Origin of the sequence: Streptomyces sp. BK340, from assembly GCF_007827595.1 — a bacterium.
Lineage (GTDB): Bacteria > Actinomycetota > Actinomycetes > Streptomycetales > Streptomycetaceae > Streptomyces.
Genome location: NZ_VISR01000021.1, coordinates 89,449 through 110,939, shown reverse-complemented (window position 1 = coordinate 110,939; position 21,491 = coordinate 89,449). Strand labels below are relative to the sequence as shown.

Annotated in this window: 20 protein-coding genes, 1 tRNA gene and 2 pseudogenes; 9 read left to right on the top strand and 14 right to left on the bottom strand. The window is 70.1% G+C overall.

All coding sequences use genetic code 11. The annotated features are described in order from the left end of the window. Positions 1–49: 49 nt before the first annotated feature. The 3 genes from FB157_RS31115 to FB157_RS31105 all read right to left on the bottom strand — a co-directional run bounded on the left by FB157_RS31115 (position 50) and on the right by FB157_RS31105 (position 3,332). Positions 50–1,852 carry a SelB C-terminal domain-containing protein gene (locus FB157_RS31115; protein WP_145883984.1) on the bottom strand — a complete coding sequence of 601 codons (1,803 nt, stop codon included), beginning with the start codon at positions 1,850–1,852 and terminating at the stop codon, positions 50–52. Further along, the gene (gene selA / locus FB157_RS31110; protein WP_145883983.1) at positions 1,843–3,195 is read right to left on the bottom strand and encodes an L-seryl-tRNA(Sec) selenium transferase; all 1,353 of its coding nucleotides are present in this window, start codon (positions 3,193–3,195) and stop codon (positions 1,843–1,845) included. The genes FB157_RS31115 and selA overlap by 10 nt, the downstream gene beginning before the upstream one ends. A 45-nt stretch (positions 3,196–3,240) precedes the next feature. Then, a tRNA-Sec gene (locus FB157_RS31105) sits at positions 3,241–3,332 on the bottom strand. A 72-nt stretch (positions 3,333–3,404) separates the two neighbouring features. On the opposite strand from FB157_RS31105, the gene selD reads away from it, so the two are divergent. Next, on the top strand, positions 3,405–4,424 hold the full coding sequence (selD, locus tag FB157_RS31100; protein WP_145883982.1) for a selenide, water dikinase SelD: 1,020 nt from the start codon (positions 3,405–3,407) through the stop codon (positions 4,422–4,424). 110 nt (positions 4,425–4,534) lie between these two features. Here selD and FB157_RS31095 read toward each other — a convergent pair whose 3' ends face one another. After that, on the bottom strand, positions 4,535–5,674 hold the full coding sequence (locus FB157_RS31095) for a glutathione-independent formaldehyde dehydrogenase (RefSeq protein WP_145883981.1): 1,140 nt from the start codon (positions 5,672–5,674) through the stop codon (positions 4,535–4,537). A gap of 247 nt (positions 5,675–5,921) precedes the next feature. Here FB157_RS31095 and FB157_RS47590 point away from each other — a divergent pair, with 247 nt between their 5' ends. Then, on the top strand, positions 5,922–6,077 hold the full coding sequence (locus FB157_RS47590; RefSeq protein WP_186581779.1) for a hypothetical protein: 156 nt from the start codon (positions 5,922–5,924) through the stop codon (positions 6,075–6,077). Positions 6,078–6,135: 58 nt separating this feature from the next. Here FB157_RS47590 and FB157_RS31090 read toward each other — a convergent pair whose 3' ends face one another. The 4 genes from FB157_RS31090 to FB157_RS31075 form a co-directional block, all read right to left on the bottom strand. After that, positions 6,136–6,627, bottom strand: a complete 492-nt coding sequence (locus FB157_RS31090; RefSeq protein WP_145883980.1) for a cupin domain-containing protein — start codon at positions 6,625–6,627, stop codon at positions 6,136–6,138. A gap of 125 nt (positions 6,628–6,752) precedes the next feature. Next, complete coding sequence (locus FB157_RS31085) at positions 6,753–7,277, bottom strand: hypothetical protein (RefSeq protein ID WP_145883979.1); 525 nt, start codon at positions 7,275–7,277, stop codon at positions 6,753–6,755. Positions 7,278–7,573: 296 nt separating this feature from the next. After that, complete coding sequence (locus FB157_RS48800; RefSeq protein WP_261386644.1) at positions 7,574–7,942, bottom strand: hypothetical protein; 369 nt, start codon at positions 7,940–7,942, stop codon at positions 7,574–7,576. A 432-nt stretch (positions 7,943–8,374) separates the two neighbouring features. Beyond that, positions 8,375–10,069, bottom strand: a complete 1,695-nt coding sequence (locus FB157_RS31075; protein WP_145883978.1) for a hypothetical protein — start codon at positions 10,067–10,069, stop codon at positions 8,375–8,377. Between the two features lie 690 nt (positions 10,070–10,759). Here FB157_RS31075 and FB157_RS31065 point away from each other — a divergent pair. From FB157_RS31065 to FB157_RS31050, 4 genes and pseudogenes are all read left to right on the top strand, one after another. Beyond that, on the top strand, positions 10,760–11,086 hold the full coding sequence (locus FB157_RS31065) for a hypothetical protein (RefSeq protein ID WP_145883977.1): 327 nt from the start codon (positions 10,760–10,762) through the stop codon (positions 11,084–11,086). Positions 11,087–11,480: 394 nt separating this feature from the next. Continuing rightward, positions 11,481–11,960, top strand: a complete 480-nt coding sequence (locus FB157_RS31060; RefSeq protein ID WP_145883976.1) for a ricin-type beta-trefoil lectin domain protein — start codon at positions 11,481–11,483, stop codon at positions 11,958–11,960. A gap of 62 nt (positions 11,961–12,022) precedes the next feature. Beyond that, positions 12,023–12,493, top strand: a complete 471-nt coding sequence (locus tag FB157_RS31055; protein WP_145883975.1) for a ricin-type beta-trefoil lectin domain protein — start codon at positions 12,023–12,025, stop codon at positions 12,491–12,493. A gap of 237 nt (positions 12,494–12,730) precedes the next feature. After that, a pseudogene (locus FB157_RS31050) lies at positions 12,731–12,993 on the top strand (hypothetical protein); the annotation flags it as partial. A 157-nt stretch (positions 12,994–13,150) separates the two neighbouring features. Here FB157_RS31050 and FB157_RS31045 read toward each other — a convergent pair. After that, positions 13,151–13,858, bottom strand: coding sequence for an alpha/beta fold hydrolase (locus tag FB157_RS31045; protein WP_145883974.1), 708 nt, complete (start codon positions 13,856–13,858; stop codon positions 13,151–13,153). 268 nt (positions 13,859–14,126) lie between these two features. Here FB157_RS31045 and FB157_RS31040 point away from each other — a divergent pair, with 268 nt between their 5' ends. Then, positions 14,127–14,549 (top strand): hypothetical protein, encoded by a 423-nt coding sequence (locus FB157_RS31040; protein WP_145883973.1) that lies wholly within the window; start codon positions 14,127–14,129, stop codon positions 14,547–14,549. Positions 14,550–14,573: 24 nt separating this feature from the next. Here FB157_RS31040 and FB157_RS47585 read toward each other — a convergent pair. After that, positions 14,574–14,668 (bottom strand): annotated as a pseudogene (locus FB157_RS47585). 298 nt (positions 14,669–14,966) lie between these two features. Between FB157_RS47585 and FB157_RS31035 the strand changes: the two are divergent. Beyond that, on the top strand, positions 14,967–16,580 hold the full coding sequence (locus FB157_RS31035) for a phospholipase D-like domain-containing protein (protein ID WP_261386643.1): 1,614 nt from the start codon (positions 14,967–14,969) through the stop codon (positions 16,578–16,580). 89 nt (positions 16,581–16,669) lie between these two features. Here the strand turns inward: FB157_RS31035 and FB157_RS31030 are convergent, their stop codons facing one another. After that, positions 16,670–17,494, bottom strand: a complete 825-nt coding sequence (locus FB157_RS31030) for a M55 family metallopeptidase (protein ID WP_145883972.1) — start codon at positions 17,492–17,494, stop codon at positions 16,670–16,672. Positions 17,495–18,155: 661 nt separating this feature from the next. On the opposite strand from FB157_RS31030, the gene FB157_RS31025 reads away from it, so the two are divergent. Continuing rightward, on the top strand, positions 18,156–18,524 hold the full coding sequence (locus FB157_RS31025) for a nuclear transport factor 2 family protein (protein WP_145883971.1): 369 nt from the start codon (positions 18,156–18,158) through the stop codon (positions 18,522–18,524). A gap of 38 nt (positions 18,525–18,562) precedes the next feature. Here the strand turns inward: FB157_RS31025 and FB157_RS31020 are convergent, their stop codons facing one another. From FB157_RS31020 to FB157_RS31010, 3 genes are all read right to left on the bottom strand, one after another. Then, complete coding sequence (locus FB157_RS31020) at positions 18,563–19,738, bottom strand: hypothetical protein (RefSeq protein ID WP_145883970.1); 1,176 nt, start codon at positions 19,736–19,738, stop codon at positions 18,563–18,565. A 142-nt stretch (positions 19,739–19,880) separates the two neighbouring features. Further along, positions 19,881–20,108: a hypothetical protein gene (locus FB157_RS31015; RefSeq protein WP_145883969.1), complete on the bottom strand. Its 228-nt coding sequence runs from the start codon at positions 20,106–20,108 to the stop codon at positions 19,881–19,883. A gap of 41 nt (positions 20,109–20,149) precedes the next feature. Next, positions 20,150–21,289: an inorganic phosphate transporter gene (locus FB157_RS31010; RefSeq protein ID WP_145883968.1), complete on the bottom strand. Its 1,140-nt coding sequence runs from the start codon at positions 21,287–21,289 to the stop codon at positions 20,150–20,152. Positions 21,290–21,491: the final 202 nt, after the last annotated feature.

Sequence of the window (21,491 nt, the reverse complement as noted above, 5' to 3'; positions counted from 1 at the left end):
TCGCAGCCAACGTAACGCCGGGACCCGCCCGGGGCATGTCGAAGTCCGATCAGGCCGACGCGGTTCGCACACGGTGGGTGCCGTCCGCGAGCCGCTCGGTGACGCCCCGGTGGTCGAGCAGCTCCAGCAGGGGCACCGCGACCCGTCGCGTGGTGCGCAACGCCTGCCGCGCCTGACTGAGGGTGAACGGCTGGGGCAGTTGCGCGAGTACTACGGCGGCCCGCCTGTCACCGTCGGGAAGCAGGAAGACGCCCTCGGCCACCTTCAGCAGGCGGCCGGCCCGCACCGCGGCAGCCAACTCCCTTGCCCCGAGGTGCAGTTCCGCCATCCTCGCGGCGTCCGGCGCCGCGAACGGGGCGGCGCGCAACTCGACGGTCAGCGCGGCCACCGCCGCCTCGACAGGTCCGGGAAGCACCGCGAGGCTGCCCGGCGCACACACCCGCCCCTCCACCACCGGCAGCCCTGCCGCACCGGCAAGCCGTTCCACGACACCGGCAGCGGGCAGCCGCAGCCGTCGTCGTACCGCCTCCACGGGCATGCCTGACTCCAGCGGATGCTCGTCGCGCCACTCGTCGATCAGGGCACGCAGGGAGACGACCGACTCGCGCCACGCGCCCGGATGAACCCTTCGGCCGTCACCCACGGGATCGCCCACCTCGGGCAGCCCCATGGCCTGGAACTCGTCCGCGGTCGCGAAGCGCCGCCGACGCAGCATCGCCTCGGCCACCGCCCGTGGCGACGCATCGGCCAGAGCGGCCAGCTCCACGGCTCGCAACCGTGCGGCTCCGCGCCGACTCAGCCCGGGCGGCGCCACGTCGAGTACGTCGACACCGGCGGCGATACGGTGCCGGCCGGGATCGCGCAGCAACGCGCGGTCGCCGACGCGCAGCGGCAGGGGCCGGGCCAGCCGCAGCCGGGCGCTGCCCGCCCCCAGCGGCCGGACCCGGGCCGAGACGGACGCGGAGCCCACATGCAGCACGAGCTCGCGAGGGAGGTCACTGCGCTCGCCGGCCTCACTCCCGCTGCCGCCGGCACCGCGCAGCGCCACGTCGACCTCGGCGGTCATCAGCCAGCGGCCCGGAGTGAGGAGCGCGTCGCCGCGCCCGATCGCCCGGTGCTCGACGCCCCGCAGATTGACCGCCACGCGGGCCACGGCACGGACCTCGGGCAGGTCCCGGCCCAGCGTCTGCAGGCCGCGCACCCGCACCACCGCCCCGGTGGACGCCAGCTGAAGCTCCGCACCCCTGCGCAGAGTGCCGGCCGTCAGCGTTCCGGTGACCACCGTGCCGGCGCCGACGACGCTGAACGAGCGGTCCGCCCACAACCGCACGTCGGCGTCCGGATCGGCCGGTGGCAGGCCTCCCACCAGCCGCAGCAGTCCGTCGTGCAGCCGGTCCAGGCCCTCGCCGGTGCGCCCGCTCACCGTCACCGACTCGACCGGTCCCAGGCCGGTCGCCGCCATGCGGCCCAGCGCCTGTCGCCGGGCCGGTTCCGGGTCGGCCAGGTCGCAACGTGTCACGGCGAGCAGCGCATGCCGCACGCCCAGCGCGTCCAGCGCCTGCAGATGCTCGGCCGATTGCGGCATCCAGCCCTCGTCGGCGGCCACCACGAACAGCACGGCGGGGACCGGGCCGATACCGGCCAGCATGTTGGGCACGAACCGCTCGTGGCCCGGCACGTCGACGAACGCCACCTCCGCTCCGCCGGGGAGGGTCGTCCAGGCGAAACCCAGGTCGATGGTCAGGCCGCGACGGCGCTCCTGCTCCCAGCGGTCCGGCTCCATCCCGGTGAGCAGCTTCACCAGCGTCGACTTGCCGTGATCGACATGGCCGGCGGTCGCGATCACGTACACGGCCGCTCGCTTCCGCGGTCGTCTCCACCCGGGCGTCCGCCGCTCGTGTGCGACCGTCGTGCGGCGAGTACGGCCTCCAGCACCGCCTGCTCCTGCTCGGCCCCGACCGTGCGCAGATCCAGCAGGCACCGTCCACGCTCCACCCTGCCGATCACCGGGACCGCGCCGGTGCGCAGCGACGGGCCGTACGACGCGGGGAGGCCGACGGCCGCGCTGGGCAGGGTCTCGCCGGGCGCGCCGCCACCGCCCACGACCGCCTCCGTGCGCAGTACCTCCGCCGGTACTCCCTCGGCCCGCAGCCGCTCGACCAGCAGGGCGGCGCGCTCGCGCAGGGCGCTCTCGTCGGCGGCCAGCGCGGCACGTACGGGCGGCTCCGGACCGCGCAGGGTCGCTTCCAACGCGGCCAGGGTCAGCTTGTCCACCCGCAGGGCCCGGGCCGCGGGATGCCGGCGCAGCCGCTCCACCAGCCCCGCTTCACCCAGCAGCAGCCCGGCCTGCGGACCGCCGAGCAGCTTGTCCCCGCTGGCCGTCACGAGCGCCGCCCCGGCGCGCAGCGCGGTGGCGGCGTCCGGCTCCCGGGGGAGCGTCGGGTGCGGGCCGAGCAGACCGGAACCGATGTCCACCACCACCGGGGGGCCCAGCGCCGCCAGCTCGGTCACGTCCGCCGCCGCTGTGAAACCGCTGATCCGGAAGTTGGACGCGTGGACCTTGAGCAGGAAGCCTGTGTCAGGGCCGACGGCCTCGGCGTAGTCCCGCGCCTGGGTGCGATTGGTGGTGCCGACCTCGCGCAGCCGTGCACCGGTGGAGGCCAGCAGCTCCGGAATGCGGAACCCGTCGCCGATCTCGACCAGCTCGCCCCGGCTGATCACGATCTCCCGTCCTTGAGCCATCACAAGGGCGCACAGGAGCAGCGCGGCCGCGTTGTTGTTCACCACGTGCACCGCTCCGGCATCGGGCACGGCCTCGGCCAGCGCGGCCAGCGCCCCGCGTCCGCGGCGGGCCCGGCGGCCTTCGGCAAGGTCGAACTCGACGTCCGTGCATCCGGACGCGGCCGTCACGGCGTCCCGGGCGGCGACCGACAGCGGCGCGCGACCGAGATTGGTGTGCACCAGCACACCGGTGGCGTTGATCACCGGCCGCAGGCCGCTGGCCCGTTCGGGCAGCCCGCCGACCGCCGCCTCCACCACGTCCTCGGGAGCGATCTCGCCGGCCCGCGCGCGGCGCTGGGCCTCCGCGACGGCCGCCTTCACCAGAGGGCGCCCCAGCGTCCGGACGGCGGTGGCTATGCGCGGCTCGGCCAGGACGGCATCGGTGCCGGGGATGCGGCGGCGAGGATCGCTCATGGCACCCCTTCCGCTCACAGAGCCCATCCAGCGGGGCGTGGACGGCGGAGGCGGACGGGAATCGAACCCGCCAACGGCAGCTCCTGCCGTTCAACGGTTTTGAAGACCGGGCCGGTCACCAGGCCGGACACGCCTCCACGCGCCACGCGGCCATCCTCGCAAAAGCCGTATCCACGCGCTAACGGAACGCATCCGGAATCATGACCCGCATGACCTCACCCACGGCGCCCAGCGCATCCGTGCGCCTCACCCAGTACGCGCACGGCGGCGGATGCGCCTGCAAGATCCCGCCGGGTGAGCTGGAGGAAGTACTGCGGGGCCTGGCGGCGGCCGTGCCGGTGCGTGACCCCGGGGGCGAACTGCTGGTCGGCCTGGACGACGGCGACGACGCCTCCGTCGTACGGCTGCCGGACGGCACGGGGGTGCTGGCGACGACCGACTTCTTCACACCCGTGGTCGACGACCCGTACGACTGGGGCCGCATCGCCGCTGCGAACGCGCTGTCGGACGTGTACGCCACGGGCGGCCGGCCCCTCCTCGCGGTGAACCTGCTGGCCTGGCCGCGGGATGTCCTCCCGCTCGACCTGGCCCGCGAGGTGCTGCGCGGCGGCCTGGACGTGGCCGCGGCCGCCGGCTGCCACGTCGCCGGCGGCCACAGCGTGGACGACCCCGAGCCCAAGTACGGCATGGCGGTCACCGGCCTGGTCGACCCGGACCGCCTGCTGCGCAGCGACGCCGGAGAACCGGGTGTGCCGCTGTCCCTGACCAAGCCGCTCGGCATCGGCGTGCTGAACAGCAGGCACAAGGCCACCGGCGAGGTGTTCCCGCACGCGGTCGAGACCATGACACGGCTCAACCGCGAGGCGGCCGAAGCGGCACTGGCCGCCGGGGTCACCTGCGCGACGGACGTCACCGGGTTCGGGCTGCTCGGCCATGCCTACAAGCTCGCGCGGTCGAGCGGGGTCACGGCACTGATCGACGCGAACGCCGTGCCCTACCTCGACGGCGCCCGGCAGGCGCTCAGCGAGGGGCACGTCAGCGGCGGAACCCGGCGCAATCTCGCCTGGGTGCGTCCCCACGCCGACCTGTCGGCGGTGAGCGAGGACGAGGCGCTGCTCCTGGCCGACGCACAGACCTCAGGCGGCCTGCTGGTGGCCGGCGAAATCCCCGGCGCTCCCGTCGTGGGCGAGCTGCTGCCGCGCGGCGAGCACGTCGTGGTGCTCCGCTGAACCCGGCCGCAAGGACGACGGCGCCGTGTCGATGCGTGCTCGCAGGCGCGGCAAGGCGGCGTCCGCCGACCCGGGCCCGGCCCCGGTCGGCGGACGCCGCCGCGGAAGAGCTACTGCCCCGGGTGCAGAACCACCTTGGTGTAGCCCTCGATGCGCTTGTCGAACTTGTCGTACGCCGTGGGCGCGTCTGCCAGTGGCAGCTCGTGGGAGACGACGAAGCTCGGCCGGGCACGCCCCGAGATGATGAGGTCGCGCAGCTGCCGGTTGTAGCGCTTCACGTTGCACTGCCCGGTGCCCATACGCAGCCCCTTCTCGAAGAGCTTGCCGATCGAGACCATGAGCCGGCCGTGCTTGGCCTGCTCGTCCGGTCCGCCCGGGTCGGCCGGCACGTAGAGGCCGGGTATGCCCAGCGCTCCGGTCGGCCGGACGGTCTCGATGATCGAGTTCAGCACGGCCGCGGGCTCCTCACGGTTCTCGCCCCTGGCCATGGCCTGGTAGCCGACCGCGTCTATGCCCTTGTCCGTGCCCTCGCCGTTCGTCTGCTCCTTGATCTGCTCGACCGGGTTGCCTTCGGCGAAGTTGATCGGAATCGCACCGATCTCCTCGGCCTTCTGCAGCCGCTCGAGCACCCGGTCGACGACGAACACCCTCGACGCGCCGCGGATCATGGCCGAGTAGGCGGCCATGAGTCCGACGGGCCCGCCGCCGTACACCACGACACTCTCACCCGGGGAGACCTGGGCGAGTTCGTTGCCGTGATAGCCGGTCGGGAAGATGTCGGCGAGCAGAATGAAATCGGTCTCGTGCTCGGTGCCTTCCGGCAACTTCAGACAGTTGAAGTCGGCGTACGGTACGCGCAGGTATTCGGCCTGGCCCCCGGTCCATGGCCCCATCGCCACATAGCCGTATGCGCCACCGGCGAAGCCCGGATTCACGGTGAGGCAGAATCCGGTGTAGTCGGCCACACAGTTCTTGCAGAAACCGCAGGCGACATTGAAGGGCATGACCACGCGGTCGCCCTTCTTCAGAGAGGTGACCCCGTCGCCGATCTCCTCGATGATCCCCATGTTCTCGTGACCGAACACGATGCCGGGTTCGGCGGCGGTGCGGCCCTCGTACATGTGCAGGTCAGAGCCGCATATGGCGGTGGACGTCACCCGTACGATCACCTCGTTCGGGTGCTGGAGTCGAGGCTTCTGCACCTCTTCCACCGCTACCTCGAACGGTCCCTTGTAGACGACAGCCTTCATATGACACCTCCGATGAGCGGTGCGTGCTCGCTGCCGGAGGCCAAACAGCCGTCAACCGAACGTAGCCTGGTGCGAACGGGCAGTAGGAAGGTCGCGGCCGTTCGCCTCACGTGACCCAACTCTCATGGTCCCCCTGTAGAGGAACATGAAACGGGCCAGCTATTGTCAATTAAATTCCGATTTCAACCTCGGGTCGAATGGGAGGACGAGGAAAGTGAATCAGCGTTGCGGGACCTTGCTCGTCCCGGTGCCCGGCATCTCGGGCACCATGTACCCGCCGGGAACGCCGGTGGCCATCAGTGGCCGCGGCTCGTCCGTCGACGCCTTCGTGGACGGCGACTGGCTCCCCCTCGCCTGGTGGGAGTTCGCCGAGGGACTCTCCGAAGGCGTCCCCGACAGCTGACTCTGCCCGGGCTTGTGGACGCCTCGAGCCGGGATGATCAGCCCCGAAGAGACACGCCTCATGGCCTGTCGGCGGAAGCCTGGAAGGAGCTGGTCCGGTAACGGCCTCGGAACTCGGCCAGGAGCTCATCGGTCGCTTCGGCCCCGGCGCTCACGGCGGCGTGGACGTCACGGAAGTAGTTTTCGTAACCGGCGGGGGTGTAGAGGCACAGAGCGCGGGCGAGGACCGGTCCTGCATTGCGGAAGCCGTGCGGGGTGCCGCGGGTGGCGGCCAGCAGATGCCCGGGACCGGCGGTCACCTCGCCGTCCCCGGTGTGGAGCGTCAACTCGCCTTCGAGGACGTAGAAGTACTCGTCGTGGCCTTCATGTACGTGCGGCCTGGCACCGACGGTGCCAGGGGCGAGGCTGAACTCCTCGAAGGCGAAGTGCCCGCCCGTGTGCTCGCCGGTGAGCCGGAAGAAGTGTGCGACCCCGGCGACGTCTATGAGTTCCCCGTCCTCGGGGCCACGCAGCAGCGGACGGGCGGGAATCCGGGACTGATCATCGGTCATGGGGGCATTGTGGCCCACGGGGGTACCGCTTCCGGATCGTGCCCTGTCTGACCTGCCTCTGTGTGCGGAGCGGTAGGGAGCCGGCCACTCCAGGGGAGGGCGCCGGCCCCCTACAGGGCGACGGCTCAGCCCAGACCGAGGCTGGAGAGCGCGGTGGTCCAGTCGGTGACGATGGCGTTCTGCGCGTCGTCAAGGCTGACCTGACCGGCGCAGACGGCCTTCTTCAGCTTGTTCTCGACGGTGTCCTTCTGGGCGGAGGTGCCGTCGCCGGAGTGCGGCTCGGGCCAGAGGTTCTCCTCGCTCTTGGGCGCGCCGCCGAGTTCGAGCGGAACGAAGTGATCCTCCTCGTAGTCCGAGAGACTGGTGTCGGAGTAGCCGTACTCGGCGATCTGCTTCTTCTTCAGCGCGTTGGTGTACGAGGTGGAGGGCCGTACGGTCGCGGTCCAGCCGGAGACGCAGATGGTCGAGTCGATGGTGTCCTGGGTGACGTCGGGGTTGAGGTCGCCGGGCGTACAGACCGGGTCGGGCAGGGGGAGGTAGGCCTGGCTGCAGCTCGCGGCGTGCGCGGAACCGGTGGTGACGGTGAGGCCCGCCCCGGCGAGGGCGAGGGTGGAGAGGCTGGTCACCAGGGCGCGCGGTATTCGGGACATGTGGGGGTCTCCCGGTGTGGTGCCCGGCAGAATTCCGGGCGATCGTGAGCATGACAGCACCGGGATCATCTATGCGAGTAGACCTCTTTGCCCGACCGAGGGCTCCCTTGAGTGAACGTTTATCCGGCTGAGGTCGGTAAGGGGTGAAGTCTTGACGCTGCCTTGATGGCGGGCACGGGACGGGGGCTTCGGCGTACGTCCGCGAGGCGTGACAGCCCGTCAACTACCTGCTGTGACATGCGTAAACGCCCGCTGAACGCACAGCGTCCCGAGGTGAGGTCCCGCCACTTGGCCGATCAGGCGCGGCAGCGCAGCATCTCCAGCGGCGGGTGCGCGAGGAGGTCTGCCCAGAAGACCTCGCCGTACTCGTGGATGCCGGCTTCGGACACCTGCAGCGGAACCCACTTCACGTCACTGAACCCGGCCGCCCGCAGACACCCCTCGTAGACCTCGCGGCGCGGGACCGCGCAGACGATGCTGATCGGCCGCGGGTCGAGGAGAGCCGTGACCCGCACCCGCGGACCCGTCTCGATCTCCTCGCCGGTCGGCTCGCAGAGAAATCCGTACTTGTCCAGCGACGGGCAGTCGAACCGATAGTCGGGCTTCTGGGCGAACACGAAGAACTCTCCACCCGGCACCAGGCTCCGGTGGATGTTGCGGCACATCCGCTCCATCTTCGCCGTGTCCGCAGCGTAGTTGAGGCACTGCACTCCCAGCGCCGCGTCGAATCGCCGCTCAGAGACCGCAGTTCGGCCACGTCACCGACCTCGTAACGGACACCCAGCGGGTCACGCTGCTCGAACTCCCGCGCGGCGGCGATCATCTCTGCGGAGATGTCGACACCGAAGACATCCGTGGCGCCGCGCCGGCCCTCCGGAAGCAGAGGCTCGCCGGGCCGCGGTCTTGGCAGAGAGTCTGCTTTGCCCTTGTCCGGCCGCCGTACTGGCAGATGGCACAAAGAAGTTGGCTGGGTGCCCCTCCGATCGCCCAACATCACGTCACACCGACTGGCAGAGGACGCAGCCGATGCGTGCTCTGCTGGAGCGGGACCGCCCGCATCGTCGGACGCACTCGCACGAGTGCCCGGCCGGCCTCGGTCACCGCTCCTCGGTACAGCAACCGTCCCCGGACACGGAACCCGTACCGGTCTCCAGACGGCAGAAGCAGGACGCCTCGATCGGCACGTCCGCCATCGCCGCGGCGATCTTCAGCTGCTGGGCCACGATCAGCGCCTCTGCCTGCTTGCCGAGCCGGACGAGGCATTCGTGGAGGCCGTGCAGGGCCCAGACGTTGCCCGGGTGCTGCAGCGGGCGCGGCAGCGTGTCGTCGAGTCCGAGGTCGGCGCGGTACACGGCCTCGGCATCCGCGACCAGGCCCTGTTCGAGAAGCAGCGCGCCGTATGCATGCCGGGTGGGTTGCATCCACCCCCACGGCTCGTCGTACGGAAGGCCGTCGTCCAGTTCGATCGACCGGCGCAGTGCCGCGAACGCCGTTTCGTGCTTCCCCTTGCGGTAGGCGAGCTCTCCGTCCAGCATCTGCGCGGCGATCGCCAGAATGTCCGTGCAGGTGTTGTTGAACAGCGTTCGCGTCTGCGGGACCAGTGCGGCCGCCTCGCGGAAGAGTGCACGTTCCGCGTCCGCTTCGTCGATCCGGCCGGTGGCGGAGAGTGCGACTCCGCGCGCGTACCGCAGCATCGCCGTGGTCACGCAGTACAGTTGCGCGTCGGCGGGCATGGGCAGGCGCAGGACGTCATCCCAGCGGCCGAAGCGGATGAGCACGTGCACCCGCATCGCAAGGAAGCCCTCCAGCCAGTCGGCCATGGGCGGGCTGGTCACGCGCAGCAGTTCCTCGGGCACGGCCGCCTCGAGCCGGCCCGCGGTGTCCATCGCGTCCTGGAAGCGGCCGAGGAACATCGCGCCGTAGATCTTGAAGTGGTAGTTGTGACACCGGTACAGGGTGTAGAAGTTCATCGCCCCGGCCCGGGCGTGGAACTTCTCGTCGGCCGCGATCGCGGCGGCGTTGTCGGAGACCACGCGGCGGTAGTCGCCGCAGAGCACTTCCAGGTGGGACGGCATGTGCTGGAGATGTCCCGCGTCCGGCACCAGGCCCCGCAGCCGGTCGCCCACCGGCAGAGCGGCCTCGGGGGTCGGGGACATCTCCAGCAGATGGATGTACATGTGAAGCAGGCCCGGGTGCCGCGCGCCCGCCTCTGCGGCCATCGCCCGATCGAGTACCGCCTTGGCCTCGGTGGTCCGCGAACCCGGGGCCGGCCTGCCCGTGCCGATGTCCCACAGCTGCCAGGGTGTGAGGTTCATCAGGGCGTCGGCGTACAGGGTGGCCACGTCGAGATCTTCGGGCGCGAGTCGGTGCACGGAGCCCATGCTGTCGGCGTAGGCGGCGCTCCACACGGAACAGTCGTCGGCGTCGGGGGACTGGGCCCTCGGATAGCGAGCGTGCAATGCGTCGATGAGCGCCTGCTCGACCGGGGTGGCGCCGGCCGCCTTCGCGTGGGCGCGCTGTACGGCGGCGTGCGCTCGTTCCACGCTCCGCCCCAGGTCCAGCTCGTCGAAGGCCTCCCAGGGCTTGTTGTAGTTGGGGCCGAGCGCGTAGGCCACGCCCCAGTCCGCCATGGCACAGTCGGGATCCGCCGCGGCAGCGGCCTCGAAGCAGCGGACCGCCTCCTCGTGATTGAAGGCGTACGTCCAGTTCAGCCCACGGTCGAACCACGTCTGCGCCTCGGAGGACGACGTCGTCACGCGCCGGCCGTGGCTGCCGAGGTCGTAGTACTGCATACGGGCTCCTCAAGGCTGTCGGCCGGCCGCCGTCCCGGTTTCTGGGACGGCATGACGGTGGCTGGTGCGACGACCCTAGGCCCTGTCGTCAAATTCCCGTCTGCCCCACGACGCCTGGCACGCACTCTCGCCGCACCGGGCGAAAGCCCAAGTACGTCCAGTACGAGGACTTCCGCCCGGCACGCCGAGAGCACGCACCAGACGCCGCGAGGCCGCCCTTCGGGCGACGACGGGAATTTGACGACAGGACCTAGCGACGGACGGCGGCGATACCGCCCATTCACGCAGAAAAATACCCGGACACGGCGTCCGGGTGGAAGTGTGCACTCGGGTACCGGCGGCGGCCCTGGGCGGACACAGGTGCACGTACGGCCGGCAGAACGAAAGGCGGTTCCTCTTCGTCCGGGTGGTGGAGGACGATCGATGGACGTCCCAGTCCCAGGCGGCCCCATGAACTCCTCCAGCCGGCCGTAATCGAGCCGGACCTCGGAGTTCCGGACAGCGCGCAGATGCATGTGGAAACTCATGCCCCCCCTCGTCACGCGCGACCCGACGAGTGCGGGCCGACGAAGCCGGGAGCGTATCCCCGGGCACCGACACCAGGTCGGTGCTGCCGCGTGCAGCCGGCCGAGGCCTGTCCCGCAATTGATCTCCGGCGCTCTGCATCACGCCTCCAGCTACCCTCCGCTCATGGAGCAGGACCACCCCCTCGTCCGCGAAGTCTTCCCGGATCTCGTCGCAGAGCTGATCACTCTCCTGGAGACCGAAGGAGAACGCGAGCTGGCCATCTGCGCCTGGGATCTTCGTCTGGTCGAAGAGTGCGGCTGCGGCGACGAGTTCTGTCAGAGCTTCCAGACCGCACCACATCCGCAGGGGCAGCCGTACGGCGCCGGCCACCGCTGCGTGCCGCTCCTGCCCTCGCGGGGCATGCTGTGCCTGGATGTCGTGGACGGCCGGATCATGTACGTCGAAGTCCTCGACCGGCCACCCATGCACCGCAGGAGTTCGCGACCGTGAGGAGGGTCGGAGCGGCCGATGGCGACGGCGGGCCGCTCCTGGTTCCGGCTCGGTGACCCCTTCCTGTCCTCCGGCGACTGCTTCGGCCGGGTCGTGGTGAACTCGGCGGTGCATTTCGTTCCCGACATCAACTGCTGCCAGGGCGGGCAGGTTCCGTCCCACGGTGTCCCGGGACGCGCGACGCGCCGTCCCGAGACGACGCGGGACGATCCGGGACACGGGACGGTCGGCGGTGCGGGACGATCCGGGACAAGGGATCGTTCGGAGGCGCGGGACGCTCCAGGGTGCGGGACGCGCTGTCCCGAGACGGCGTGGGACGGTCGGGGGAGCCCTACGGAGCGCGAACGGCCCACTACGCTCGCCACCGAATCGACCAGAGTCTCCGGGGGAACCCATGTCAATCAAGCATGCCCGTAAGGCAGTTGTGACCGCGGTCGCGGTTGGGGCACTCACTCTGGCCAGTGCGGGCACCGCGTCCGCCGACGGCAATGTGACCTGGCACCATCGGCCGTCCGACAACTGCCTGGCCCTCGTCATCAACGGCGCAGGCCAGCCGTACGACGTGGGCATGAACGGGTGCGACGTCGGCTACGGCTGGTACGAGCAGTACAACAGCAACGACGACACCTGGCTGATGAAGCCGCAGGCCCAGTCCTGGCGCGGTTACTGCCTGACGGCCTACTCCAACGACGACGTGTACATGGAGCCCTGCCAGGCGAACAACGACTGGCAGCGCTGGTACGAGCGCTGGACCGGCTCCTCCTGGAAGCTCCAGCACAAGCAGACCGGTCGCTGGCTCGACAGCAACGGCAGGAGCGTATACCTCGGCCCGGGGGGCTGGAACAACGACAACAAGTACCAGCTCTGGTACTGAGCCGTCGGTTCTTTCCCGTACACCTTTCCGACCACGAACAACGACACACAGGGGGATTACCCATGCGCATCAACACCGCCCGCATAGCCAAGGTTCTCGGAACCGCCGCGCTCGCACCGGTCCTGGCGCTGACCATGTCCACGGCGGCGCACGCCGACGGCGACGTGCACTGGGTGCACCGCGAGTCGGGCAACGCCCTGCAGATAAAGTGGGCCAACGACCACCCGGACGACGTCACGGTCGGCTGGGACTCGGACACCTTCACCCGGTGGCACGACGTGCACCTGAGCGACGGCAGCTGGCTCGAGAAGAGCTTGGCGGACACCGGCTACTGTCTGACGGCCTACACCGACCACGACGCCTACATGGAGCCGTGCAGCGGCAACAACTACCAGCGCTGGGACGAGATCAGCGCCGGGGGCGGCAACTGGAAGCTGCGTAACCGGCAGACCCACGAGTGCCTCGACAGCAACGGCAGCTCCGTCTACATGCACGAGTGCAACGACGGCAACAAGTACCAGCTCTGGTACTGAGCGCCGAAGCCCTGCCCAGGGGCCGGTACTGGACGGCGCATCGTCCGGTACCGGCCCCTCGGCCGTGGTCCTCGGACCGGCTGAACCCGAGCCGCTTCCACCCGCTTCCATGGCGCCGATGACGTCCCTGACCGGGTTGGCCAGGCCTGTACGGCCGAAGACCGGCCTGCGCCGTAGGCTGAATCTCGCCCATGGTGGAGAGGAAGCTGAGGTGGCCGAACGACGCTGGCCGAGGTGATGGCCGAGCCGGGCGAGCTCGAGGACCCCAAGGCACGCGCGGTGAACGAGAAACACGGTGACGATCACGGCGTGAACCTCAGCAAGCCTCGCGCGCTCGCGAAGCGGCTGACTCTGGTCTTGCAGATCCGGATCCGGTGGTCGCGAGTGCCGGCCGGGCGCTGACCACCGAACGCGTGGCGAAGAAGCCCGAGGGCCTCGACCTCGCGGGACTGCTCGACGTCATCGAGGCGGAGATGAAAGACGCGCCGGATCGCCTGCAATGCTGTGGATCACCGAGATGGTGCGCCGACAGGACGACAGGACCGGGGCTTGATGACGGTACTCGCGCCGATGGTGCTCATGGCCGTCTCGGGTCGCATGCGCCGGCGGTTGTCGCGGCACCCGTCCACCTCTCCTGACGTCATGTCCCGTGCCCCCTCATGATCGGACAGCAGGACGGACGTGCTCCTCCAGGAACGCCGAAACCGTCTCGGTGAACGCCTCCGGGGCCGCGTGGTGGATCAGGTGTCCTACCGCGATGGTGACCGCTCGTGCGCCGGGAATGCGGCGGGCGAGCTCGGCGACCCCGTCCTGGGAAACATGGCTGTGTGGACCGCCGGCAATCACGAGGGTCTTGGCGCTGATCCGGCTGAGCCGCTGCAGCCACCTGGGATCAGGCGTGTCGATCTGCCGCCGGACGGCCGGCACCATCTCCCAGTCGAAGGTCAGGGCGCCGTCCGGCCTGGTCGGGGTGGTCCGCTCCCGGGGCCGCGGGACGGGAACGTCCTCCAGGACGAGTCGGGTCACCCGTTGCGGACAGTCCTGAGCGAGCAGGTAGGCGACGACCCCGCCCATGGAGTGCCCGATCAGATCCACTGAGCCAAGTGCCAGTGCGTCCAGGAACCCGAGCACATCGGCCTGCATGAGTTCCAGCGAGTAGTCTCCCGGCCAGTCGCTTCGGCCGTGACCGCGAAGATCGAGGGCGTACACCCGTCGGCTCCGGGCGAAGGCCGGAGCAACCGCCTCCCAGTCGGCGGCGTTCTCGCCCATCGCATGCAGCAGCATGAGCGGCGGAGCATCCGGGGCACCCCACATCCGACAAGCCAGCCGAACCTCGCCGACGTCGACGATGCGTTGCTCAACCATGGCCGGAGGATAAGCGGTCCGACCCTGCCGGAGGATCGGCGTTCACCAGCGGCCGAAACACCGACCCGGTCCGCAACCCGGCCCCTCGGCCACATGGTTCCGGGCCCCTGGTACCTGCTGCTGATGATCCACATGTCAGGATTCACGGGGCTGAACAACCGGCGCGCTCATCTTGCCGGTTGAAGAGCGTCTGCGCTGGTCACCTCGGTGAGGCTCGTACGACCGCTCGTCAGCCCGTCCGGATCGGCAAGACAGGTAGGCACCGCCCATGACTGATGAGTGGTACGTCCTCATCGAAGAGGACACGCGACTGACAGAGCGCGTCGAAGGCGTGGAACTGAAGCTGCATCGCTGGATGCTGGTGGGTACTCACCACATCGAGGGCGACGAGGCACAGGCTGCGGCAGCGGCCGAGGATGCGGCCCTGCACCACGTGCCACAGGTTCTCGCCCGGCATGCCCGACCGGGAGACGAGCCGGCGCGGCATGCCCTCCTCACCTCGGACGGTGCCTGGGTGGTGCTGGTGAGGCAGCGGCACCGGGAGTGCCATGTACGAGTGACCACGGCGCGGCTCATGCATTCACGGGAGGAGAAGGAAGCCCCGCCCAAAAGCCTGAAGGAGAAGTTCCGCAGCGCCTGGGACGGACCGTCGCCTGCCGCGAAGCCGTGGACGCCGCCCGGCAGGGCATGAGCGACGTATCCGGAGACGTACCTGCGGAGAGGGCAGGATTCGAACCTGCGTGGGCCTCGTGAGGCCCGACCTTGAGGCGTGCTCGCTGGTCCCCGATCAACCACTCCGGGCACCTCTCCCTGCTCCCGGCTTCGGGGTGACCCGCGCCGTTCACGTGAACAACAGTGGCAGACCCCACTGACGGCGGGCTGACGTGTCTCTGATGGGGCCCCTCACGCTTGCGGTCGCACGTCCCACGCCGGCCGATGCGACGCCGGCTGTTGCGTCGTCCTGGAGAAGCGTCCGCCGGAGACCGGCCATGTGCCGGTCGGCTGGTGGGGGAGGGGTGGACCGGACTCCGGTGCGGACGGCGACCGGAACCTCTGGTTCCCTGAACTGTGGTCATACGGGGGATGTACTGCCTGGTAACTTCTGCTGGTGATCAATTCCTCCCGCTTAAACCGTCTGGCACGCGTCACGCTGATATCGGCGCTCTCCCTGGCCGTGCTGCCCGCCGCACCCGCCACCGCCGCCGACTCGGCGACCCCTCATCTCGACGCCGTGGAAAGCGCGTTGCGTGAGGTCTCGCCCGGCCTCGAAGGGGACGTGTGGGAGCGGACGAGCGGCAACCGGCTCGACGCCGCGGACGGCGACCCCGCCGGCTGGCTGCTCCAGACGCCCGGCTGCTGGGGCGACGCAGACTGCAAGGACCGCGTCGGCACCAGGCGGCTACTGGCGAAGATGACCGACAACATCTCGCGGGCGACGCGGACCGTCGACATCTCAACTCTCGCGCCCTTCCCGGACGGTGCCTTCCAGGACGCCATCGTCGACGGTCTGAAGTCCTCCGTGGCCTCCGGCCACAAGCTCAAGGTCCGCGTCCTCGTCGGGGCCGCACCCCTGTACCACATGAACGTGCTGCCCTCGAAGTACCGGGACGACCTGCGCAGCAAACTCGGGCCGGCGGCCGACGCCGTCACGCTCAACGTCGCCTCGATGACCACGTCGAAGACCGCGCTCTCGTGGAACCACTCCAAGCTCCTGGTCGTGGACGGGGAGTCCGCGATCACCGGCGGCATCAACGACTGGAAGGGCGACTACCTCGACACCGCCCACCCGGTCACCGACGTCGACCTCGCCCTGACCGGCCCCGCCGCCGGCACGGCCGGCCGGTACCTGGACCAGCTGTGGAGCTGGACCTGCCGCAACCGGAGCAACATCGCCAGCGTCTGGTACGCCACCTCCGGCGGAGCGGGCTGCATGGCGACCATGGAGCGGGACACGAACCAGCGGGCCGTCCCGGCCACCGGCGACGTACCGGTGATCGCCGTCGGCGGTCTCGGCGTGGGCATCAAGGACGCCGATCCCGCCTCGACCTGGCATCCGGCCCTGCCGTCCACGTCCGGCACCCGGTGCGGGGTAGGGCTGCACGACAACACCAACGCCGACCGCGACTACGACACGGTCAATCCCGAAGAGAGCGCGCTGCGTTCGCTGATCTCCAGCGCGAGCAGCCACATCGAGATCTCGCAGCAGGACCTCAACGCGACCTGCCCGCCGCTGCCCCGCTACGACACCCGTGTCTACGACGCCCTCGCCGCGAAGCTCGCGGCAGGCGTCAAGGTGCGCATCGTCGTCAGCGACCCTGCCAACCGCGGCGCGGTCGGCAGCGGAGGCTACTCGCAGATCAAGTCCCTCTCCGAGATCAGCGACGTACTGCGCAGCCGGCTCACCCAGGTCACCGGTGACGAGCACAGCGCCACGGCGGCGCTCTGCTCCAACCTGCAGCTCGCGTCCTTCCGCGGCTCCCCGAGCGCGAAGTGGGCCGACGGACACCCCTACGCCCAGCACCACAAGCTGGTCTCGGTGGACGGTTCCGCGTTCTACATCGGCTCGAAGAACCTCTACCCGGCGTGGTTGCAGGACTTCGGGTACATCGTGGAGAGCCCCGGCGCCGCCCGGCAGCTCGACACCCAGCTGCTGAGCCCGCAGTGGTCCTACTCCAAGGAGTCCGCCACGGTCGACTACGAGCGGGGGATCTGCCAGATCTGAAGTCCCGCTGTCCGCACGGGAGTCCACGGACAGTCCGGACACTCACCGGCTCAAGGCCGTCTCGATCGGCCTGATCACCGAGCTGCGAGCTACTCGTCGATGCCCCGCGTGAGCAGGACCATCGTGACGAAGGTGCGGTACAGGCGGACGGGGTCGTCGTCGCTCAGGCGGACGGTGACTTCGTCCGCACGGACCACACCGTTGATCCAGGTCACCATCTCGGCAAGGTCGGCGTTGCGGAAACGGACGGTCAGGGTGGCCGGCAGAGCGATCGCCGGCAGTCGGGCGTCCGCCAGCCACCGCACCGCGGCACCGGCGGCCTCCCTGATGACCTCACGAGCCTGCTCCGGGTGCAGGCTGTCGGCGGCGAAACGGGAGACCGACGTCTTCACCACCGCCGCCCGGACACCGGGGCAGAACGGCTCGATCTGCGCGGCGGTGACGTCGTCGCCGGTGATCAGTACGACCGGTACCCGATGCCCCAGCGCGACCAGGGCATTGATCCCGGCCTCCCCGGTCGGCACGCCGTTCAGCCGGACCTCGGCGATGGCACGCGGGTTGTAGGTGTGCGACAGCGTGGCCGGGGCGCCGGACATGGATCCGTGGTACGAGACGAAGAAGACCGCGTCGAACGACTCGTCGAGCCCCTGCATCATGTACAGCGGCTTGTGCCGGCCGGACAGATGGCGTGCCCGGTGCGCCAGGCGGTCCGGCCGCAGATTGGACATCGCCGAGTGCGAGTCGTTGACCAGGAACTGCTGTGCGCCGGCCGCCGCCGCGCCCTCGATCGCCGCGTTGACCTCCTGCTCCAACAACTCCCGGTAGTAGGCGTACCCGGAGCCCGACGGCCGGCACTGGTCCCAGTCGACCACCCCCGCCGTGCCTTCCATGTCCGACGAGATGAAGACCTTCATCCGTGTACTCCCCTCAACAGCACTCGACGTCCAGGGCGTTCACGATCGGATCACCGCCCGCGACCGGTCAAGACCGGCAGCCGGCCCGTGCGCACGTCCTGCGGCAGGGGGCCCGGTGGCGGATCAGACGCCGACCGGCACACCGCGAGGTGCAGCCGATGCCCGCCTCGTCAGATGCTGCCGCGCAGGCTTCGGACCCGCCCCGGGAATCATGTTGAGGTGGACCCCGATGACCTGGTCGGGGCGGATACGGCCCAGCTCGCGGGAGCCGGCCGGTCGGCCCCCTGGACGGGGGGGCCGTCTGGGACCAGGACCCCGCCCTCTGCGACGGCGACACCCTGCGCGACCTCAACCCCACCCACACCTTCGTCGGTGGCCTCCTGGTCACACCCGCGGGCGAGCGGTGAGGGGGACGGCGGCGTTGAGGGACGGCACGCGGCGTACGCGGCCGGCATCGGAGCAACCGGGCTGGGGGCTCTCCACTGCACGTACCGGCGTACTCCGTGTCGGGGCGGTGATCCATTACCCGGGGGGTAATCGCGCGGTCCGGGTGGGGCGCGGCATGGTGGGGTCATCGGGTTTCGGGCCGGCGCACTCCGGCCCGAAGCCTGAGTCGACTGCCTTGACTGGCACACCACTTCACCGGAACGGGAGTCCCGTCATGTCGATCTACGTTGCTGCTGTCACCCGTTGCTTCGAGGCGTGGAACGCCACCGACGCCGACGCTCTGGCCAAGGCGGTTGCCGTGGCGTGGTCCGAGGAGGGCACGTACACCGACCCGCTGGCCGACGTGCGCGGTCATGACGAGATCGCCGCGGTGATCCGGGGCGCGCAGGAGCAGTTCCCGGGCTTCGAGTTCAGGCCGGCCGGTGACGTGGACGGCAACCATCACATCGCCCGTTTCCGGTGGGAGCTGGTGTCCACCGCCGACGGGTCCGCTCCGGTCGCCGGCTCGGACGTGGTGACCCTGGCCGAGGACGGCCGGATCACCTCCGTCCTCGGCTTCCTCGACCGGCTCCCTCAGGCCTGAGCCTCTGCTCTACACCGCGCCGGCGAGGAAGGATCAAGTCAGCGTGGCAGGACTGTGACGCCGAGCCCTTGCAGGAAGCGGACGACACTCTCGTAGTAGGTGAGTTCCCCGGCGCTGTCCACGCTGATGGAGGCGAGCGCCTCACGGGCGACGTCCGCGTCGTGCCACACCAAGGTGAAGGGCGCCCGGAGAAGGTTGCCGCCGCACGGGCAACCCCGCAGCACCGCCCAACACTGGTTGAAGTGGTACCCCGGACCGGCGATGGCCTCGCCCAGGGCGCACATCAACCCGGGGACGTCGGTCACGTACCGCCCGTCCAGCCGGCACACCGTACCGGGTGCCTCCGGGCCCATGTGCGGCTCGGTGAACCGCAGCCACTCGTGCCGGCCGTCGGCCGGGAACCGCGCCCACCCGTTGCGCTCACGGGGACGGCCCTCGTACCAGGCGTCCCAGACCGACCGGGCTCCCGGCGGCCGTCGGTTGTCCGAGCCGTGCTGGAGGGTTATGTCGATCAGAGTGCCGCCGAGGGCGGAGGGGCGGCACTCGTCGATGCGGAGTTCCAACTTCTCCTGGACGAGGATCGGTCGCCCCGCACGGTCCAGCGCCCACAGCTCCACGGGGCTGCCGTCCCCACCGTGCCGGGGTCGCACCAGCCGGGACAGCAACGGCGGTGAGGGCTCGCAGCCGATGAGATGCAGGGGATCGGGGTCGGGGCGCTTCCGGTACAGGCCCTCCACCCGCCGGGCACGTCCGATCGGGTCGCCGGAGACCCCGTTGAAGACGCGCACGTCGGCGGCGGCGGGTTCGCAGGCCGCTGGCCCGTCGTACACCACGGCCTCGACGACGACGTCCACGAGCGCGTCATCGTCTGCCCCGGCTCTGGCGTCGACCACCAGGACATCGGCCAGCGACCACCAGTGGTCGTCGGGCCACTCGTCCTGGGTGCCGGCTGCCGCGTTCTCGACCACGAGTTCCAGGTCGCCGAGCGGCACGGGGGAGAGGCTGCACCGTTCGACGGCCTTGCGAAGCCGCCCAGCGGGCTTGCACCCGATGATGGTCAGCGTCTCCTTCGCGGGCGGGCCCTCCGCGAACAGCCCCTCAAGGTCGGCGAAGCGGGCCCACAGCGTCTGTTCGCCGTCCCACTCCTCCTCGACCAGCGCGTAACGCAACGGCAGGTCCCGGGCCCAATTGATCTGACGCAGAGAATCCCCCAAGAGAACGGCTGCACACCGATGCCTGACCTGAACGCATCATAGGCGCGCCGGCGCGAAGCACCGCTCCCGTCCGTGATCACCGGCACCGCAGGCTCCTGCGCTACCGGCCCCCATGCCGGCACCCGGAAGGGACACTCCCCTGTCAGGCGCCGACGATCAGGGCGATCCCGTAGGCGGCGACAGCCAGGCACGCGCAGAAGCACAGCACCGCCACGGCCGTGCCGATCGGCCGGCCGGCACGTCGCGTCCGCTCCCCACCGGTGCCGCCGGGCCAGGTGGCGACGCCGAGAGAGAACAGCACGACGGTGAGCAGCGTGATACCGAGGCTCACACCGAAGACGCCGGCGAAAGCACTCCAGTCGATGTGCATCGGTGGCCTCCCTCTGCCTGTGGACCGGACGGCCGCCCCGCTCACGCCGCGGGGTTCTCCGCGTGGCGGGGCAGCGCGGCGGGCAGTTCATTGACGTTGTCGGCAGTCACGGGGTGGCGGCGCGACAAGGCCCAGAATCCGGTCGCCGAGCCGACGGCCGCGGCCGCCACCAGGGCCACACCGAGAGTTCCGTGATCCGCGATCCAGGCCGCCGCGCCGCCGACGGCCGCCGCCGCGGGCAGTGTCAGCAGCCAAGACAGGGCGATGCGCCCGGCTGTGCCCCACCGTACCTCCGCCAGTTTGCGCCCCAGGCCCGCGCCGAGGATGCTGCCGGTGCACACCTGCGTGGTCGACAGAGGAAAGCCCATGTGGGAGGACGCGAGAATCACTGCCGTGGCGCTGGTCTCGGCAGCGAAGCCCTGTGGCGCCTCGATGTCCGTGAGGCCCCTGCCCATGGTGCGGATGATCCGCCAGCCACCCATGTACGTGCCGAGCGCGATCGCCAGACCGGCGGTGAGCACCACCCACCAGGGCGGCCCGGAGCCGTGGGGCAGTACCCCGGCGGAGATGAGAGCCAGAGTGATGACGCCCATGGTCTTCTGCGCGTCGTTGGTGCCGTGCGCCAGTGCGACCAACGATGCCGAACCGACCTGCCCCCTGCGGAATCCGCTCCGCGCCCGATCGGGCGCCGTCCGCCTGGTGATGACGTACGCCAGGAAGGTCGCCAGCACGGCCACGAGCCCGGCGACGATCGGCGAGAGGACGGCTGGGATCACGATCTTCTCCACGATCACCCCGAACTGCACGGCGGATCCGCCGGCACCGACCCAGACGGCACCGATCAGCCCCCCGAACAAAGCGTGCGACGAACTCGACGGCAGCCCGGCGAGCCAAGTCATCAGATTCCAGAGGAGTGCGCCGACGAGACCGGCGAAGATCATGACCAGGGACACCTTCGAGTCGTTCACGATGCCGCCGGAGATGGTCTTCGCGACAGCCGTGGACAGGAACGCGCCCGCCAGGTTGAGCACACCGGCGACCGCGACCGCGACGCGCGGTCTCAGCGCACCGGTGGCCACCGACGTCGCCATCGAATTGGCGGTGTCGTGGAACCCGTTGGTGAAGTCGAAGGCCAATGCTGTCAGAACGACGACGATGAGAAGGAACGAGACGGTACCCACTGGGAAACCTCACGAGGGATCGCCTGACCTCGCGCCTGCCGTGCGTGCCTGCCCGGACGCGCCTTGCCTCCCACGCTAAGCGGCGTCTCCGGAGCCCGCGACCTCGGGGCGGCGCACGGCTGAGGCCCAGCTCGGGCGACGTCACGCGCGAGAAGTCCGCCAACGGCGCCGCGGCCGCCGGGGGTCCGGTACTGCCACGACG

Excerpts from the sequence above, each read along its gene's own strand:
- FB157_RS31055 (WP_145883975.1), top strand. The coding sequence starts at position 12,023 with ATGCGCATCAACACCGCCCGCATAGCCAAGGTTCTCGGAACCGCCGCG.
- FB157_RS31095 (WP_145883981.1), bottom strand. The coding sequence starts at position 5,674 with ATGAAGGCTGTCGTCTACAAGGGACCGTTCGAGGTAGCGGTGGAAGAG.
- FB157_RS31065 (WP_145883977.1), top strand. The coding sequence starts at position 10,760 with ATGGAGCAGGACCACCCCCTCGTCCGCGAAGTCTTCCCGGATCTCGTC.
- FB157_RS31025 (WP_145883971.1), top strand. The coding sequence starts at position 18,156 with ATGTCGATCTACGTTGCTGCTGTCACCCGTTGCTTCGAGGCGTGGAAC.
- FB157_RS31015 (WP_145883969.1), bottom strand. The coding sequence starts at position 20,108 with ATGCACATCGACTGGAGTGCTTTCGCCGGCGTCTTCGGTGTGAGCCTC.
- FB157_RS31040 (WP_145883973.1), top strand. The coding sequence starts at position 14,127 with ATGACTGATGAGTGGTACGTCCTCATCGAAGAGGACACGCGACTGACA.
- FB157_RS31060 (WP_145883976.1), top strand. The coding sequence starts at position 11,481 with ATGTCAATCAAGCATGCCCGTAAGGCAGTTGTGACCGCGGTCGCGGTT.
- FB157_RS31045 (WP_145883974.1), bottom strand. The coding sequence starts at position 13,858 with ATGGTTGAGCAACGCATCGTCGACGTCGGCGAGGTTCGGCTGGCTTGT.
- FB157_RS31030 (WP_145883972.1), bottom strand. The coding sequence starts at position 17,494 with ATGAAGGTCTTCATCTCGTCGGACATGGAAGGCACGGCGGGGGTGGTC.
- FB157_RS31085 (WP_145883979.1), bottom strand. The coding sequence starts at position 7,277 with ATGTCCCGAATACCGCGCGCCCTGGTGACCAGCCTCTCCACCCTCGCC.
- selD (WP_145883982.1), top strand. The coding sequence starts at position 3,405 with ATGACCTCACCCACGGCGCCCAGCGCATCCGTGCGCCTCACCCAGTAC.
- FB157_RS31090 (WP_145883980.1), bottom strand. The coding sequence starts at position 6,627 with ATGACCGATGATCAGTCCCGGATTCCCGCCCGTCCGCTGCTGCGTGGC.
- selA (WP_145883983.1), bottom strand. The coding sequence starts at position 3,195 with ATGAGCGATCCTCGCCGCCGCATCCCCGGCACCGATGCCGTCCTGGCC.
- FB157_RS48800 (WP_261386644.1), bottom strand. The coding sequence starts at position 7,942 with ATGTGCCGCAACATCCACCGGAGCCTGGTGCCGGGTGGAGAGTTCTTC.
- FB157_RS31075 (WP_145883978.1), bottom strand. The coding sequence starts at position 10,069 with ATGCAGTACTACGACCTCGGCAGCCACGGCCGGCGCGTGACGACGTCG.